This is a genomic window from Pseudovibrio sp. Ad37, from assembly GCF_001623075.1.
Taxonomy (GTDB): Bacteria; Pseudomonadota; Alphaproteobacteria; order Rhizobiales; family Stappiaceae; genus Pseudovibrio.
Genome location: NZ_LMCF01000224.1, coordinates 69,938 through 85,444, shown reverse-complemented (window position 1 = coordinate 85,444; position 15,507 = coordinate 69,938). Strand labels below are relative to the sequence as shown.

Sequence of the window (15,507 nt, the reverse complement as noted above, 5' to 3'; positions counted from 1 at the left end):
GGTTCAGGCTGACAGATGCAAGAATGATAGATCTTCAACATTTCTGCCGCACTGGGTGCGTTCTCATCCTAATGGATAACAGCTAAGAGTTTCGTTTTGTCAATTTTCGAATTGACGCTTAAGTGGTTTCGCTTATATTTCGAAATTACGCGAATATGCGCGTAATCGACTGTAAACGAAAATTGACGTGTTGGTTAGGACGTAGTTTAATTTTGATCTCTAATGGCACTTTGTAGGGACGGAGCTGCGTAAGAAAGCAGAACTTGAAGGTGTTCGAGGAGGCTCGTGAAAAATTGACAGATGCGTAGCGTTGCTAAAACGGCGCAGTTCTTTAAAAGGCTGGGACCTTTACTAAGAGATTCAGCTCGACCACCGAGTTGTTTTTTGGAATTACAGTCAGGAATATGAAGGTACCGCAGTGCAAGCAGCGCGTATCGCAGGAAGCAGTCGGGTCGCTTTCTGTTCCGGGAGGGCAACATGCTTGAATTAAGGGGCGTCAGCAAGACTGTTGACGGTATGGACCATATTCGCGACGTGTCTTTGCGTCTTGAAAGTGGTTCATTGAACGTATTGTTGGGACCAACACTGTCAGGCAAGACAACGCTTATGCGTTTGATGGCAGGGCTGGACACGCCAACTGCAGGGCAAGTGCTCGTAAATGGACAGGATGTGACCGGTGTTTCCGTGCGCAAGCGCGACGTCGCGATGGTCTATCAGCAGTTCATCAACTACCCGGCTCTCACGGTTTATGAAAACATCGCCAGCCCGCTGCGCGTTGCGGGAGTAAAAGGGGCTGATGTTGACAAGCAAGTGCGCAAAGCTGCGGACTTGATGAAGCTCACACCTTATCTGGACAGAACACCGCTGAACCTTTCTGGTGGTCAGCAGCAGCGTACTGCGATTGCGCGTGCGCTGGTCAAAGGGGCGCATCTGGTGCTGATGGATGAGCCATTGGCGAATCTGGATTACAAACTGCGTGAAGAATTGCGCGACGAGCTGCCGAAGATCTTCTCTGAAAGCGGTGCTGTGTTTGTTTATGCGACAACAGAACCGACAGAAGCTTTGTTGCTGGGCGGGCGTACAGCCACCTTGCATGAGGGGCAGGTTTCGCAGTTTGGTGATACCATTGACGTTTACCGCAATCCTCAGGACATCGTTACCGCGCAGACTTTCTCTGATCCGCCGTTGAACCTGCTGGGCCTGACGAAGAGCGGGGGTGAGTTCCGCACGTCAAATGGCACGGTTATTCCGGCATCAGAAGAAGAGAAGCGTCTTCCTGATGGACATTACAAAGCAGGTTTCCGGCCACATCACCTTTACCTGCAGCGCCCAAGTGAAGATGCTGTTTGTCTTCCTGCGGTTGTTGATGTTTCCGAGATTACCGGTTCTGAGAGCTACATTCATCTGACATGCCTGAACCACCGCTGGGTGGCGCTGGAACATGGCATTCATAACGTAGACGTGGATGCCAAGATCGACGTGTTTGTGGATGCCAAGAACTTCATGATTTTTGATGATGAGGGCCGCTCTGTTGCGTCTCTCATGCATGAACCGGCTTAAGGAGGCGAGCATGGCACGTATTGATCTCGACCACATTCGCCACTCTTATTTGCCGAACCCAACAAGCCCGAGCGATTACGCTTTGAAGGAAGTTAATCTGACCTTTGAAGATGGCGGTGCTTATGCGCTTCTTGGGTCTTCCGGCTGTGGCAAGACAACACTTTTGAACATCATCTCCGGTTTGCTGACACCCTCTGAAGGTGATCTGCTGTTTGATGGTAAGCCGGTGACGGAGCTTTCTACCGAAGCGCGTAACATTGCGCAGGTGTTCCAGTTTCCGGTCGTTTACGACACCATGTCTGTTTACGACAATCTGGCGTTTCCGCTTCGCAACCGCGGTGTTCCGGCAGCTGAAGTTGATCAGAAGGTCAGCGAGATTCTACGGATCATTGATCTGGAGAGCAAGGCAAAGCGCAAGGCGCAGGGCCTGACGGCGGATGAGAAGCAGAAGATCTCGCTGGGCCGCGGTCTGGTGCGCTCTGATACCAACGCGATCCTGTTTGACGAACCGCTTACCGTAATTGATCCGCACATGAAGTGGGTTCTGCGCTCGCAGTTGAAGCATCTGCACAAGCAGTTTGGTTTCACCATGGTTTATGTGACCCACGACCAGACCGAGGCTTTGACCTTCGCGGATAAGGTTGTGGTGATGTATGGCGGCGAAGTTGTGCAGATTGGAACGCCGGATGAGCTGTTCCGCAAACCTCAGCACACCTTTGTTGGCTACTTCATCGGGTCTCCGGGCATGAACATTCTGCCGTGCGAGGTGGATGGAACCATGGCGCGTGTTGGTGGACACAGTGTACCGCTGCCATGTGGTCTCGACCCGAAGAAAGTCGCTCAGAAAACCGAGGTTGGTATCCGTCCTGAGTTTGTGAAACTCGGCGGTGCCGGAGAAGGTTTGCCGTTGAAAGTCAACGCTGTTGAAGACATCGGCCGCTACCGCATTCTGCGTGGTGAGATGGAAGGTGTTGCGCTGAACGCCATTGTTGGCGAAGGCATGAGCATTCCGGAAAGTCCGACAGCTCTCTTCGATCCAACACAGACGAACCTTTATGCCGACAGCTGGCTCGTAAGCGAGGGGGCCTGATCCATGGAAAAGACCGTAAACAACAAAGCCTGGTTCATGGTTTTACCGGTTCTTTTGCTGGTGGCCTTTACCGCTGTTATTCCATTGATGACTGTTGTGAACTATGCGTTTCAGGATAGCTTTGGAAACAATCAGTTTTTCTGGGTTGGGATTGAATGGTTTCAGGAACTGCTCAGCTCCGAGCGCTTTCATGATGCCTTGGTCCGCAACCTGATTTTCTCCTTCTCCATTCTTGCAATTGAGATCCCGCTGGGTATCGGTATTGCGCTTTGTATGCCTAAAAAAGGCTGGGGCGTTCCGGTTTGTCTGGTGTTGATGGCGCTGCCATTGCTGGTGCCGTGGAACGTGGTTGGTACCATCTGGCAAGTGTTTGGCCGTGCGGACATTGGTCTGCTGGGTTATTTCCTCAACTCTCTTGGCATCAACTACAACTACACACAGGACCCTGTTGCTGCATGGGCCACCGTGATTGTTATGGATGTGTGGCACTGGACCAGCCTTGTTGTGCTGCTGTGCTATGCGGGGCTTGTTTCTATTCCTGAGGCTTATTATCAGGCCGCGCGTATTGATGGGGCGTCCCGCTGGGCGGTGTTCCGTTACATCCAGCTGCCAAAGATGCACAGTGTCTTGCTGATTGCGGTTCTGCTGCGCTTTATGGACAGCTTCATGATTTACACCGAGCCGTTTGTTGTTACAGGTGGCGGACCGGGTAACTCCACGACCTTCCTGAGTATCGACCTTGTGAAGATGGCGATTGGTCAGTTTGACCTTGGGCCAGCTGCTGCAATGTCACTCGTCTACTTCCTCATCATCCTGCTGTTCTCATGGGTGTTCTACACCGCGATGAACAACATTGGGACTGAGAAGAAACATTACGCAGGCGAGGAGTAAGCACCATGTCGACAACAACTGGAACTGCAGTCATTGATGGTGGTGTTGCTGCTGGTGGACAGGCTCCACGCAGCCGGACCCGCGCAAAGGCACAGAGAACCGGAAGCCGCTATGCTTTCCTCGTTCCAACTTTGTACATCACGTTTTTGATGCTGCCGATCTACTGGCTCCTCAACATGAGCCTGAAGACCAACCAGGAAATTCTGAGCAAGTTTACCTTGTGGCCGGATGAGCCGACGCTCGCCAACTACATGGTGATCTTCACGGACCCAAGCTGGTACAACGGTTACATCAACTCCATCACCTATGTGGCGCTTAATACGGTTATCTCCGTGGCGGTTGCGTTGCCAGCGGCCTATGCGTTTTCGCGTTATAAGTTTCTGGGTGACAAGCATCTGTTCTTCTGGCTGCTGACAAACCGTATGGCTCCGCCAGCGGTGTTTGCGCTGCCTTTCTTCCAGCTCTATTCCGCCTTCGGTCTGATTGACACGCACCTTGCAGTGGCTCTGGCGCACTGTCTGTTCAACGTGCCGCTGGCTGTGTGGATTTTGGAAGGCTTTATGTCTGGTGTTCCAAAAGAGATTGACGAGACTGCTTATATCGATGGCTATTCCTTCCCGAAATTCTTCGGCAAGATCTTCATGCCTTTGATTGCAAGCGGTATCGGTGTGGCAGCGTTCTTCTGCTTTATGTTCTCTTGGGTGGAATTGCTGATTGCCCGTACGCTCACCACAACTGCAGCTAAACCGATTGCGGCCACGATGACCCGTACGGTTTCAGCTTCCGGCATGGATTGGGGTGTACTTGCGGCGGCGGGGATTCTGACAATTATTCCGGGTGCGCTGGTGATCTATTTCGTACGTAACTACATCGCTAAGGGCTTTGCCCTGGGCCGCGTTTAACAGGGAGGCGATTATGGATTTTTCTTGGATGGCCTGGACGTCGCCGACTGCGATTTTCTTCATCACCATTGGCCTGCTGATCTCCAGCATGGCGGTTTGGGAATGGTTTGTGCCGGGGGGGACACCCCGGCATGGGATTTTGAAATTTGAGACGACACGCGGCGACCGCTTGTTTGTTTCGCTGCTGGGCAGTGCGTTTATCTGCCTGTTTTGGCTTGGGTTTGTTAGCGCAAACCTTTGGTGGGCTCTGTTGGTCTGTGTGGCATACGCGTTTTGCGTGTTCCGCTGGGTTTAGGATTGAGCTTTTTTCTCCGCACTGATGTTTAGGGGAACTTTCAGTGCAATAAAATATAGTCGGGAGGAATATATATGAGACGTCAGCTTTTAGCGTCCGTTGGCTTTGCAGCCATGATTTGCGCATCCAGCTCTGCTTTTGCAGACATGGAAGCCGCGAAGAAGTGGGTGAGCGACGAATTCCAGCCTTCTACTCTTTCTCAGGAAGAGCAGATGAAGGAAATGGACTGGTTCATCAAAGCAGCTGAGCCTTTCAAAGGTATGGAAATCAAAGTGGTTTCCGAAACCATTGCGACCCACGAATACGAAGCGAAGGTTCTTGCAAAAGCATTTACCGAAATCACCGGCATTAAAGTTACTCACGACCTGATCGGTGAAGGTGATGTTGTTGAGAAGCTTCAGACCCAGATGCAGTCTGGCGAGAACATCTATGATGCTTACGTCAACGACTCCGACCTGATCGGTACGCACGCTCGCTACAAGCAGGTTCGTAACCTGACTGACTGGATGGCTGGCGAAGGTAAAGCGGTTACGCTGCCAACTCTGGATGTTGAAGACTTCATCGGTCGCTCATTCACAACTGGCCCAGATGGCAAGTTGTATCAGCTTCCAACACAGCAGTTCGCGAACCTTTACTGGTTCCGCTATGACTGGTTCACAAACCCAGACATCAAAGCTCAGTTTAAAGCGAAATACGGCTATGAGTTGGGTGTTCCGGTTAACTGGTCCGCTTATGAGGACATCGCTGAGTTCTTCACCAACGACGTGAAAGAAATCAACGGCGAAAAAGTCTATGGCCACATGGACTACGGTAAGAAAGATCCATCCCTGGGTTGGCGCTTTACCGATGCGTGGCTCTCCATGGCAGGTGCTGGCGACAAGGGTATTCCAAACGGTCTGCCAGTTGACGAGTGGGGCATTCGCGTAAACGGTTGTTCCCCAGCTGGTTCTTCCGTTGAGCGCGGTGGTGCAACCGATGGTCCTGCCGCGGTTTACTCCATCACCAAATACATCGAGTGGCTGAAGAAGTACGCTCCGGCTGAAGCACCAGGCATGGTGTTCTCTGAAGCTGGTCCGGTTCCGGCACAGGGTTCTGTTGCTCAGCAGATCTTCTGGTACACCGCATTCACCGCAGACATGGTGAAAGAGGGTATTCCAGTTGTGAACGCAGACGGCACTCCTAAGTGGCGTATGGCTCCTTCTCCGAAGGGTGCTTACTGGGAAGAGGGCATGAAGCTGGGTTATCAGGACGCTGGTTCCTGGACTCTCATGAAGTCTACCCCGGAAGATCGTGCGAAAGCTGCATGGCTCTACGCTCAGTTCACCGTTGCGAAGACAACTTCTTTGAAGAAGTCTCACGTTGGTCTGACCTTCGTGCGTGACAGTGACGTTCGCGATGCGTCCTTCACAGAGCGTGCACCTAATCTGGGTGGTCTGGTAGAATTCTACCGTTCTCCAGCTCGTGTACAGTGGACCCCAACCGGTACCAACGTTCCTGATTATCCAAAGCTGGCTCAGCTGTGGTGGCAGAACATTGGTGATGCATCCTCAGGCGCGAAAACTCCTCAGGAAGCTATGACTGCTCTTGCTGCTGCTCAGGACAAAGTTCTGAAGCGTCTTGAGCGTGCTGGTGTTCAGGGCGAGTGTGGTCCTAAGCTCAACGAAGTTATGGATCGTGATTTCTGGCTGAACCAGCCAGGCGCACCGAAAGCCAAACTGGCTAACGAAAAACCAACTCCGGTTACCGTTGACTACGACGAGCTGATCAAGAGCTGGGCAGACGCTTCCAAGTAAGCGTCGTTTTCGGGCGTATCTTTGTCCGAAAACCGGTATCCACTTTTCGGGGATACACTTCCAAGACTAAACGAGAAACCCGGTGTCGTAAGGCGCCGGGTTTTTTGTTTTGGGAATGAACATTCTAAATATTGGATCACTGATCGAATTGGTATCTTCTTATTGAGAGGGATTCGGTTCTTATCTTTTTAACCAGTTGTAACAGAAAGCAGCTTTTGCATTTTTTTAATTGTTTATGCTAAGCTTTGCGCATGACGAAAAGTAATATTATCAAACGCTCGACCGTAAGTGGACGGATTTCTGTCTCTCCGCTTGGCAAAAAAAAAGCATCAAGGTTTGCGCTTGTTGAAGGTATGACTTTGACTAAGAAATGGGAGAGGACGATTGCCCTTCATGAAAGCGAAGGCTTGAAGGGGGATGCTTTGCGTTCAGCTATTTCTCGCAGTTTTAGCAAGAAATCAAGGTGATGAGCCGTTATAATGCAATAGAAGATCCGCTATGCTATCCAGGTACACATGTTCTTAAAAATAAACTAGATTTGACCGACCAAAGTGAGCTGGATCAGTTCGAGCAGCTTATGTTCCTGACACGCTCTGAGGAACCTTTACCAGCTGGTGAATTGGACTATGAGTACTACAAGGCAATCCATCATCATTTTTTCCAAGACGTTTATGACTGGACAGGGAAGCCGAGAGAAATTCGGACAGGAAAAGGCGATAGCTGGTTTTGCTATCCTGAGTTTATTGAGCAGGAAATGGTCAAGATTTTTGCTCAACTGGCATCTGAAAATCACCTCACGCTGATTGAGGACCCGATAACATTTGCGAAGCGTGCAGCTTATTATGTTGCAGAAATAAATGCCGTTCATCCCTTTCGAGAGGGAAATGGACGTTGTCAGCTAACCTTACTGAGCATTCTCTTTGAAATTTCAGGTTTTCCGATGGACGTGGAGCAAATTCAAGCTGATCAGTTCATGGCAGCTATGGTTGCTAGTTTTTACGGCAACAATGGACCGCTTATCCAAGCAATTATGGCATTGATGGCGTAGATATATTCTTCTCGCTTCCTGGGAGACACCATACCAGTTTCGTTTTTTAGCGATGTGCTGCGTTTGAATGCTTCCCCCTTAAAATCCAAGCGAGACATCCTGAAAAGGTATGCCGAGATGTCGCTATGAAGGGGGATTGTATTATCTGGAGTACTTGTTTCGTCTTCTGGTTGCGGCATGGTAGGTAGATTTTGCGATATCTTGGTCAGATTGAAGGGGCTGCTGCTGTGAAGTGTCTACGGATTTACGCAACGCCGGATGGGGAGTCGCATTTTGGTGAGGCTGAGATACTGACGCAGAAAGTGTCGGTGCATCCTGATGCAACTCCGTTTGATGTGAGTGCCAGTTATCCGGCTTCGCGCGTCCGTTTCTCTCACATTCCAGCAGGTATGAGACAGGTGGAATGGCATAGTGTGCCTGATCGGATTTTGACTGTGAGGCTTGATGGGTCCGTTGAGTATGAAACCAGTGACGGGGAAGTTCGAACAGTCGGCGCTGGGGAGTTCGTGCTTATTGAGGATACGCATGGCAAGGGTCACCTTTCGCGGCATTCACCTGAGGCTCAGACTGTGCTTTGGATCTCCTTGCCGAATGGGTTGGATGAGCCGTCGTAGATGGTGAGGGTAACTAAGACTCTCTCTCATAATTCCGCATAATAGAATTGTATTTTACAACTGGAATTCCTGCTGTGCCCTGCTAAACTACGTGGAATTGCGAGTGATAGTGCGGCGCGGGAGTGCGCTTTGCCTCAGGGAGTTTCGAGTGTCTTCTTCATTTAAGTCATCAGGTCAGGTTTCCTATGAATTGCGCGGTGATATTGCGGTTATGACCGTGAGCAATGCGCCGGTGAATGCGTTGTCGCTGGCGATCCGGCAGGATTTGGTTGCGCGTATCAAGCAGTTTGAAGAAGACGATGCGGCGAAGGCTGCGGTAATTGTTGGCGCTGGCAAGGTGTTCATTGCGGGGGCGGACATTCGCGAGTTCAAGCGTCCTGCCACTGAGCCGCATCTGCCTGATGTGATTGATGGCATTGAAGCCTGCTCGAAGCCTGTGATTGCTGCCATTCATGGTGTTGCGCTGGGCGGCGGGCTTGAGGTTGCACTGGGTTGTCATTTCCGCGTTGGGGTAAAGGGCGCCAAGGTTGGTCTGCCAGAAGTGCATCTGGGCATCATTCCGGGTGCAGGCGGCACGCAGCGTCTGCCACGTTTGGCTGGTTATGAGACCGCGCTGGAGATGATCCCGAGCGGTGCGCAAGTTGGGGTGGATGCTGCAAAGGCTGTTGGTATTCTGGATGAGGTGAGCGAGGAAGCTGATGCGGTTGCTGCTGGCCTCTCCTTTGCACGGTCTGTGATTGATAATGGGACGCCGCTGCGCCGTTGCTCTGAGTTGGTTGCTGCGGCTGTTGAGCCGAAAGTGTTTGCGGAGGCTAAGGCTGCGATTGCCAAGCGGGCACGTGGTCAGAAGTCGCCAGTGGTATGCGTTGAAGCCATTGAAATTGCCAGTCAAACCAGCTTTGCAGATGGCATGGCGAAAGAGCGTGAGATGTTTATGGAGCTGAAGAACTCGGCTCAACACCGCGCTTTGTCACATGCGTTCTTTGCGGATCGGGCGCTTGGCAAGCTTCCTGAAATTGAAGGCATTGCTCCACGCGAGTTGAAATCTATCGGCGTGATCGGCGGTGGTACTATGGGCGCTGGCATAGCGACCGGTGCACTGATGAATGGGCTTTCTGTTACCCTGATTGAGCGGGATGATGAGGCTCTGAGCCGCGCGAAAGCGACGATTGCCAAGAATACTGGTGGTGCTGTTAAGAAGGGCAAGCTTTCAGCAGAGCAAGAACAGCGGATCTTTGCTGAAGCCTTATCTTTGAGCACGGACTATGCCTCGCTCTCTGATGTGGATCTGGTGGTTGAGGCGGTGTTTGAAGACATCACTGTGAAGAAGCAGGTGTTCCAGAAGCTGGATGAAGTTTGTAAGGACGGTGCTGTTCTGGCGACGAACACGTCTTATCTGGATGTGAACGCCATTGCTGCAGTGACCAAGCGTCCGCAGGATGTGATTGGGCTGCATTTCTTCTCTCCAGCGCACATCATGAAACTGCTGGAAGTGGTGGTTGCGGACGAGACGGCTCCAGATGTGATTGCGACCGGTTTCCAGCTTGGCAAGGTCATGCGCAAGGTCGCTGTTCGGGCTGGCGTTTGTGATGGCTTCATCGGCAACCGCATTCTGGCGACTTATCGTGCAGCTGCTGATGCCGTTGTGGTGGACGGATCATCGCCGTTTGAGTTGGACGAGGTGATGCTGGAATTCGGCTTCCCGATGGGGCCGTATGCGGTGGCTGATCTGGCTGGTCTGGATATTGGCTGGGCGACCCGCAAGCGGAAGGCGCCAACCCGTGATCCACGTGAACGTTATTTCACATTTGCAGACCGCATGTGTGAGCAAGGCTGGTTTGGGCAGAAAACCAGCAAGGGCTATTACGTTTATGAGGAAGGTGCGCGGAAAGGCACGCCAAACCCTGCTGTTCTCGAGATTTTGACAGAGGAACGCAAAGAAAAACATATCAACGCACAAAACCTTTCAAAAGAGCAGATCCTTGATCGGTACATGGCAGCGATGGTGAATGAGGCTGCAAAGGTGGTTGAGGAAGGCATTGCCTTGCGGCCGCTGGACGTGGATATGACGCTGATCTACGGCTATGGCTTCCCGCGTTGGCGTGGTGGCCCGATGCAGTATGCGGATGAGATTGGGCTTGAGAAAATCCTCAACAATATCAAGGTGTATGCGCAGGAGGATGCTTACTTCTGGCAGCCTGCAAAGCTGCTAGAGGAACTGGTTTCCTCTGGCAAAACATTTGCTGACCTGAATGCTGAGCGGGAGAATAACCCGGCAGCGAAAAAGCACGAGAACGCTTGATTCTCTTCAGTTGCATCGCCATCTTCTAGTGGTGTACCCTTTGGGTAGCTCTAAAACAGCACACATAGCAACGGTGCTGTTTTGGATGTTTATTTGCGTATCCTGAACCGAAAACCGGCGCCGGTTTTGGAAGATATGCCCGTTGGAGATGGTGATGCTGAATTTTCTGGAATATATAACCGGGCGGGTGATTGCGATTTTGTTCGCGATGGCTTTACTGGCATTTATCCTCCTCATTATCGGATTTGCCTCCGGCCTGATGCTGGCCGTTATTGCCATCACTATCCCCATTGTGATCCTGAAGATCCTGTTCGGCAAGAACAAGCCCAAGATCACTTATCACTATGAGCGCAAGGATTAAGAGATCGGGAAGTTTTTGACCTCGTTCTCGCCCCAGGTTTCCATTGCCTGAAGGACCGGCTGTAGGGACCTGCCCTTTTTTGAAAGGGAGTATTCCACATGCGGCGGTACAACTTCCATAACTTTACGGTCGACAATTCCATCCTCTTCCAGAGAGCGGAGTTGTGCTGTCAATAAGCGTTGAGAAACACCGGGCAGTCTGCGTTTCAGCTCGTTGATTTAGCTTTTGAATTTTCATTAAGGAATACGCTTGTGAAGCTGCAAGAAGGAACAATAAATCTACCCGGTGACCGCGCCCTTGCATGGAGTGAATGGGGTGATGCTGATGGGCGGCCTGTGATTTTGTGTCAGGGTGCAGGAATGGCCTCTGCCATTTCGTTTGGAGAGCAAACCGCAAAGGATCTGGGTCTGCGTGTTCTCTCAGTTGATCGTCCGGGATTGGGTAAGTCCGGCGCAGATCCTGAGAAAAACTTTGAAAGCTGGGCAGAGGATATCAAAGAACTGCTTGATTTTGTGAAGGCCGATCAGGCGTTTGCGATTGGCTTTTCGCAGGGGGCGCCTTTTGCATTGGCACTGGCAGCTTCTGGTCTTGTTGATGGGGTTGCGGTTGTGTCCGGTCAGGATGAGCTGGCTTTCCCCGGTATGTTTGCCAAGCTTCCTGATGAGTTGAAGAGTATGGTTTCTTTGGCTTGCGATGATCCGGACCGTCTTGAGGCTGACATTGCAGGCATGGCGACAGCAGAATGGTTGTGGCAGATGATTGAGGGGATGAGCGGGGAAGAGGACCGCGCGTTTTATGCCTCAGCATCGTTTGCTCCTCTCTATCGTGATGCGCTGGCCTCGGGCTTCGCTCAGGGAGCGGCCGGCTATGCCCGTGATACGCGGCTTGCGATGGGGCGCTGGTCATTCAACGTTGAGAACATCAAGCAGGACGTGCAGTTATGGTATGGCCTCAAGGATACGAGCCCGGTGCATTCGCCTGATTTTGGCAGCACCCTTGCCACGCGTCTGAGCTGCTCTGAGCTCCATCAGATTGCAGCGGAGGGGAGTGCGATCCTCTGGACTCAAGCTGATGCTATCCTGAGCAGGCTGGTAAAATGTAAAGGCTAAGCAATAAGCCCTGCCAAGAGTTCTGCTGGGCTTTATGCACTTAGGCTGATCGCTTCTGGAAAGCTGTAGGTTCAGACCGGAATAAATATCTGCCGTACATCAGAGCTTCTGGCCACTGGTGCATCGTCTGTGTGGAGTGTCTGGTATCTATGGGCATCTTCTGAGTAGGCTTTTCCCGCGCCGTGATAACCGGCAACTTCCGGGCTTTCAAAGCCAGCACTCTTGAGTTCATTCGCTAAGGACTGCGCAAAAGGGAAAACTTTGGTCCCGTCGAGTTCTGGATCGTCTGGTGCATCTATGAAGCCGGGTTCGGAGGAAAGTTTCAGTTCTTCCGGATCAAATGATTCTGGCGCGGTTGCATCTGCGCTGTAACAGCTTTCGACGCGTATATCGGTGAATGATTTATCCAGACCGCCTTTTGAGAGTTGCTCAGCCAACCCTTTTGAGGAGACGGTTTCATAGCCTTCCTCACTGGCGCTTCGTTTGCTGGAGATTTCGTTAGAGCCGTTAGCGCCGTGGCCGAGTACATAGATTTTGTTCTCACCGTTTTTCAGCGTGCCTAGAATGCCGGTTTTCTCATTGCTGATAATGTTTGCCTGCTGCAGGACATCTGCTTCAAAGGAATAGTTTTGTGCCAGCTTCAGCATGTCTGTGTAGGCATCTGATGATACAAAGTCCAGAAGCTCAAATCCCTCAAGGTTCAGCTCCGAGATGACTGCATTTGCCTTTTCGCGAATGTCACTGGCCTGAGCCTGGTTCTTTTCTACCAGCTGCTGCTTGAGCGTTTCCAGTTTGGTTTTAGCAGCATCATTTGCCACGATAATATGGCGTGGTTCCTTACCAGCAGTGTTGCGGGCTTGATTGGTACCTGCTGCGAAAAGTAAGACATCCTCAGATGCGAAAGGGTGCGTAGTAGAAGCCTGTTTTGTGTTCCGGTTCTGCCTTTAAGGCGGAATCATTCAAGCTTGATGATTGTGCGCTTTTAGTATTAACTTGCGTGAGACTTGCGTTGTTTTCAATTTGAACAGTTGTTTGTGTTGTATTTACATTTGGTATGGGCATAAGGCCACCGTGTTTATTGAGAATCAATATTAATTGGTGGTTGTATTGTTGTGATTTAGTTTAGTTGATGGCTGTATTGTTTGATACAGCACGTATAGATTGTTTGTAGGTAGTAATATCTACTGGCTCTGAGTTGCGTCGTAGCGTCGTCAGCTTTGCGCTGTTGCCTTGAGACAGCACAAAGCCCGGCAGATTGCTCGACCGGGCTTTGTTGTCTCTTAAATTTCAATCGGCTAGTTCAGCTGAGTTGCATCACCCATGGAGAAGAATAGGGTTTCGCCGTTTGCATCGTCCACGCCATCATTGTCGGTGGAGATGAGGATGCGACCATCTTTGGTGATTGCCAGACCTTCAACCTTGTCCGGTGTCCAGCCGTTGGTTGCGGACATGGCTGGGAGAAGATCGAGAGTGACCTTCTTGGTCAGCACTGGCAGCTCAACGCCATGTGGGGCAGGGGTGATGCCTTCCAGAGAGATCACAGTGACCTGCTTGATGGCTGCTTCCTTGCCGCCTTTGTTGTCACGCTCTACGACTGCGAACTTGCCGTTGCCAAGAGATGTGATTTCGGAAAGACCGACCCAGCCACCGGCTGCGCTGCGTGGTGCATCCAGCGGGTAGTGCACAAAGCCCCAGCTCTCATCAGCAGGGTTGTAGATGCCGATCTTGGTCATGCCTTTTGGATCGTCGTTCCACTCACGCTGCACAGCAACTGCAACGAGGGTTTTTCCGTTCATCTCGAACTCGGTCACACCTTCCAGAGAGAAGCGTTTTGCTTGAGCGATGAGACTCTCTGGTAGCTTGATCTCTTTTTCGATGACACCATTTGCAGATGCCTGAAGCAGGAAGTGCCCCATTTCCTTTTTTGCGTTGCCTTCAGATGCCAACCAGAAACCGCCGTCTTTGCGCAGGGCGATGCCTTCGAGGTCGTACCTCTTGGCGGTGCCGCCGGTCAGATCCATATGGCCTGTGATTTCAACTGGCTGTTTGGAAACGTCCAGTGTAAAGATACGGGCGTTGTCGTAGAAGCTGTCGGAGACGGCATAGAGTTTGTTGGCGTCGGTTTTGTCTGCCACCATGCCAGAGATTGCGCCCCAACCGATTGGTGCGTTGGTTTCCTGATCGATGTTGGAGATCAGCTGCGGGTATTCTGCATAGGTCGCGCCAAACTCATAGTGGCCGACATGGGCACGGACTTTGTCCTTTACGTTGTCCTTTTCGTTAGCGACAACGAAGAGGTTCCGGGAAGGGATTGCCAGCAGGCCTTCTGGGCCAATGTGAGTTGGCAGGACCTGCACGAATTCTGGTTCAGAGCCAGTGTCTCGGTAAACTGCTACGAAGTTCCCGCGCTCGGAGTTTACGAAGATCAGGGTCTCGCCGCCGAACTTACCGACGGTTACGCCCTCTGGCTCAGTGCCCTTCTTGTGCGCACGCTTGGCCGGGTAATGCCCGTGCGACATGCCCAGATGTTCCATCTGGTTGCCACTGTCAAACTCGATGGCGCCGTCCTTGTTCCAGATGGTGAACCCACGAGACCCGCCTTTGTAATCCCCCTCATTTGCCGTCACAAAGCGATTATCATCAATCCAGGCCACAGCATCTGGTTCACGGGGAATATCTATCTTTGATCCAGACGCATCAGAGGCGCGAGCTTTCCTGACCGGCACGTTTTGTGCTGTCGCGGTACCAGCAGAGAAGTGATTGGTGATCTTGCCAGAAGCGAGGTCAACGATTGCGAGGTGGTTGTTTTCCTGAAGTGTAACAACGGCTTGGTTGTTGCCGTTGATGGAAACAAACTCTGGTTCCGGATCATCTCCGCCTTCAGCTGCAAGGCCTGTCATTTCCACGATACGCACGGCATCGCAGTTTTTCGGCATGCCGTTTTGGTCCAGATCGAAGATTGTGAGGAAACCTGCGGGCATCTGCGGCAAAGCGCCATCGTTCAGGTCTTCGTCACGCTCGTTTTCAATGGCGATCGCAAGGAACTTGCCGTCTTTGGACACCGCAACGGAGTCTGGCTGGCCTTTGACATTGCACTTCGCATCAATCTGTTTTGTTGCGGTGTTGATAACGGCCACATAGCCAGAAGGTGCGGTGTAGCTCTCAGAAGTGTTGACGCCTGCGAACGTGTAATTGCCTGAGATTGCAACAGAAGTTGGCTCGCCGCCTAGTGCAGTGCGCCCTGCTGGTTTTGACTGTGCTGGGTTGGTTGCATCAAGGAAGACGATTGCTTCCTGAGGACCATCGGTGAAAGCAAGGGTTTTGCCGTCTTCAGATGCAGCAATGATTTCTGCTACGGTTTCTGATTTGCGGTCTACACCTTCCGCCAGTGTTTCATAAACTGGCATGGTCGCGATGCGTTTAAAGAACTTTGCTTCAGATGCATTTGCAGCAGAAAGACCAGCTGCCAACATAGCAACGGAAATGCCGCCCAAGAGTGAAGTGCGAAGAACGCGCATGAAGATCCCCTGTCAGAATAGTTT

Annotated in this window: 15 protein-coding genes; 12 read left to right on the top strand and 3 right to left on the bottom strand. The window is 51.6% G+C overall.

The genetic code is table 11. The annotated features are described in order from the left end of the window. The first annotated feature begins 477 nt into the window (after window positions 1-477). From PsAD37_RS27245 to PsAD37_RS27200, 11 genes are all read left to right on the top strand, one after another. Complete coding sequence (locus PsAD37_RS27245) at window positions 478-1,560, top strand: ABC transporter ATP-binding protein (RefSeq protein WP_063298744.1); 1,083 nt, start codon at window positions 478-480, stop codon at window positions 1,558-1,560. Window positions 1,561-1,570: 10 nt separating this feature from the next. After that, window positions 1,571-2,650, top strand: a complete 1,080-nt coding sequence (locus PsAD37_RS27240) for an ABC transporter ATP-binding protein (protein ID WP_063298769.1) — start codon at window positions 1,571-1,573, stop codon at window positions 2,648-2,650. A 3-nt stretch (window positions 2,651-2,653) separates the two neighbouring features. Further along, complete coding sequence (locus PsAD37_RS27235) at window positions 2,654-3,541, top strand: carbohydrate ABC transporter permease (RefSeq protein WP_057465481.1); 888 nt, start codon at window positions 2,654-2,656, stop codon at window positions 3,539-3,541. 5 nt (window positions 3,542-3,546) lie between these two features. Further along, entirely contained in the window at window positions 3,547-4,443 is an 897-nt protein-coding gene (locus PsAD37_RS27230; protein ID WP_063298743.1) for a carbohydrate ABC transporter permease, read from the top strand. A 13-nt stretch (window positions 4,444-4,456) separates the two neighbouring features. Further along, window positions 4,457-4,738 (top strand): DUF2160 domain-containing protein, encoded by a 282-nt coding sequence (locus tag PsAD37_RS27225; protein ID WP_057465479.1) that lies wholly within the window; start codon window positions 4,457-4,459, stop codon window positions 4,736-4,738. Window positions 4,739-4,812: 74 nt separating this feature from the next. After that, window positions 4,813-6,531, top strand: coding sequence for an ABC transporter substrate-binding protein (locus PsAD37_RS27220; protein WP_063298742.1), 1,719 nt, complete (start codon window positions 4,813-4,815; stop codon window positions 6,529-6,531). A 251-nt stretch (window positions 6,532-6,782) separates the two neighbouring features. Next, complete coding sequence (locus PsAD37_RS28235; RefSeq protein ID WP_152986836.1) at window positions 6,783-6,998, top strand: hypothetical protein; 216 nt, start codon at window positions 6,783-6,785, stop codon at window positions 6,996-6,998. Further along, on the top strand, window positions 6,998-7,579 hold the full coding sequence (locus PsAD37_RS27215; protein ID WP_063298741.1) for a Fic family protein: 582 nt from the start codon (window positions 6,998-7,000) through the stop codon (window positions 7,577-7,579). Before PsAD37_RS28235 ends, PsAD37_RS27215 begins: the two co-directional genes overlap by 1 nt. A 227-nt stretch (window positions 7,580-7,806) precedes the next feature. Continuing rightward, entirely contained in the window at window positions 7,807-8,193 is a 387-nt protein-coding gene (locus tag PsAD37_RS27210; protein ID WP_063298768.1) for a hypothetical protein, read from the top strand. Window positions 8,194-8,341: 148 nt separating this feature from the next. Beyond that, entirely contained in the window at window positions 8,342-10,495 is a 2,154-nt protein-coding gene (locus PsAD37_RS27205) for a 3-hydroxyacyl-CoA dehydrogenase NAD-binding domain-containing protein (RefSeq protein ID WP_063298740.1), read from the top strand. Window positions 10,496-10,649: 154 nt separating this feature from the next. After that, the gene (locus tag PsAD37_RS27200) at window positions 10,650-10,856 is read left to right on the top strand and encodes a hypothetical protein (protein WP_152986835.1); all 207 of its coding nucleotides are present in this window, start codon (window positions 10,650-10,652) and stop codon (window positions 10,854-10,856) included. Here the strand turns inward: PsAD37_RS27200 and PsAD37_RS27195 are convergent. Further along, complete coding sequence (locus PsAD37_RS27195) at window positions 10,853-11,065, bottom strand: helix-turn-helix domain-containing protein (protein WP_275078353.1); 213 nt, start codon at window positions 11,063-11,065, stop codon at window positions 10,853-10,855. The two genes, PsAD37_RS27200 and PsAD37_RS27195, sit on opposite strands and share 4 nt — an antisense overlap. Window positions 11,066-11,107: 42 nt before the next feature. Between PsAD37_RS27195 and PsAD37_RS27190 the strand changes: the two genes are divergently transcribed. Continuing rightward, complete coding sequence (locus PsAD37_RS27190; protein WP_063298739.1) at window positions 11,108-11,965, top strand: alpha/beta fold hydrolase; 858 nt, start codon at window positions 11,108-11,110, stop codon at window positions 11,963-11,965. Window positions 11,966-12,036: 71 nt separating this feature from the next. On the opposite strand, the gene PsAD37_RS27185 is transcribed toward PsAD37_RS27190, so the two are convergent. Together PsAD37_RS27185 and PsAD37_RS27180 are read right to left on the bottom strand one after the other, a co-directional pair. Beyond that, window positions 12,037-12,783 (bottom strand): hypothetical protein, encoded by a 747-nt coding sequence (locus PsAD37_RS27185; RefSeq protein WP_208992120.1) that lies wholly within the window; start codon window positions 12,781-12,783, stop codon window positions 12,037-12,039. A gap of 477 nt (window positions 12,784-13,260) precedes the next feature. After that, window positions 13,261-15,483 carry an esterase-like activity of phytase family protein gene (locus PsAD37_RS27180; RefSeq protein WP_063298738.1) on the bottom strand — a complete coding sequence of 741 codons (2,223 nt, stop codon included), beginning with the start codon at window positions 15,481-15,483 and terminating at the stop codon, window positions 13,261-13,263. Window positions 15,484-15,507 lie beyond the last annotated feature (24 nt).

Excerpts from the sequence above, each read along its gene's own strand:
- PsAD37_RS27245 (WP_063298744.1), top strand. The coding sequence starts at position 478 with ATGCTTGAATTAAGGGGCGTCAGCAAGACTGTTGACGGTATGGACCAT.
- PsAD37_RS27240 (WP_063298769.1), top strand. The coding sequence starts at position 1,571 with ATGGCACGTATTGATCTCGACCACATTCGCCACTCTTATTTGCCGAAC.
- PsAD37_RS27235 (WP_057465481.1), top strand. The coding sequence starts at position 2,654 with ATGGAAAAGACCGTAAACAACAAAGCCTGGTTCATGGTTTTACCGGTT.
- PsAD37_RS27230 (WP_063298743.1), top strand. The coding sequence starts at position 3,547 with ATGTCGACAACAACTGGAACTGCAGTCATTGATGGTGGTGTTGCTGCT.
- PsAD37_RS27225 (WP_057465479.1), top strand. The coding sequence starts at position 4,457 with ATGGATTTTTCTTGGATGGCCTGGACGTCGCCGACTGCGATTTTCTTC.
- PsAD37_RS27220 (WP_063298742.1), top strand. The coding sequence starts at position 4,813 with ATGAGACGTCAGCTTTTAGCGTCCGTTGGCTTTGCAGCCATGATTTGC.
- PsAD37_RS28235 (WP_152986836.1), top strand. The coding sequence starts at position 6,783 with ATGACGAAAAGTAATATTATCAAACGCTCGACCGTAAGTGGACGGATT.
- PsAD37_RS27215 (WP_063298741.1), top strand. The coding sequence starts at position 6,998 with ATGAGCCGTTATAATGCAATAGAAGATCCGCTATGCTATCCAGGTACA.
- PsAD37_RS27200 (WP_152986835.1), top strand. The coding sequence starts at position 10,650 with ATGCTGAATTTTCTGGAATATATAACCGGGCGGGTGATTGCGATTTTG.
- PsAD37_RS27180 (WP_063298738.1), bottom strand. The coding sequence starts at position 15,483 with ATGCGCGTTCTTCGCACTTCACTCTTGGGCGGCATTTCCGTTGCTATG.